Consider the following 268-nt stretch of genomic DNA (forward strand, 5'->3'; position numbering starts at 1 on the left):
TGCTTTTCTCTATGATGGGCTTTATATTGGAACAACTTCGTCACGCCTTATGCTGCTTGCTGTTTTTCTAGCTGCTGCAAGTTTCTTTTTGCTTCGTTTTTTACTTTTTCCAAAATTCAGTAATGCTGGCTTGTGGATTGCTTTTTTAACTTTTATGTTTGTGCGGGGCGGTGTGCAGGCAATCTGTTATCATAGAATTTTTAGAGCGAAAATTAAATAAGCTTTGTTTGATGAGGCTTTTTATCATCAGATTCCTTAATTTCGCCTC

At 36.9% G+C, this 268-nt stretch carries 1 protein-coding gene; it reads left to right on the forward strand.

What is annotated here, in order from left to right; translation table 11 throughout:
• Nucleotides 1-220 (forward strand): hypothetical protein (locus ACVHXK_RS18870; protein WP_461207943.1); only part of this gene is annotated, 220 nt, incomplete at its 5' end.
• Nucleotides 221-268: the final 48 nt, after the last annotated feature.

It is taken from the genome of Clostridium sp. DL1XJH146 (assembly GCF_054819755.1).